Here is a 240-nt window from a genome sequence, read left to right as displayed (position 1 = left end):
CACCGTTGCGATCACCTATTTCTTGAAAAATAGAAAGAGACTGTTGATTGAACTCTATCGTTTTTTGATATTGTCCCAAACTCCTATAAGCAAGTCCCAGATTATTAAGGGAATTCGCTACACCGTTGTGATCACCTATTTCTTGAGAAGTAGAAAGAGACTGCTGAAAGAACTCTATCGCTTTTTGATATTGTCCTTGACTCCAATAAGCAAGTCCCAGATTCGTGAGGGAACCTGCTA

General features: G+C 39.6%; 1 protein-coding gene. It reads right to left on the bottom strand.

Annotated elements, in window-relative coordinates; translation table 11 throughout:
- Nucleotides 1–240, bottom strand: a 240-nt coding sequence (locus PL9214_RS29460; RefSeq protein WP_139295214.1) for a tetratricopeptide repeat protein, incomplete at both ends; no start/stop codon positions are given.

The sequence above is a fragment of the Planktothrix tepida PCC 9214 genome, from assembly GCF_900009145.1.
GTDB classification, from domain to species: Bacteria; Cyanobacteriota; Cyanobacteriia; order Cyanobacteriales; family Microcoleaceae; genus Planktothrix; species Planktothrix tepida.
This window is presented reverse-complemented; position numbering and strand designations above follow the sequence as displayed.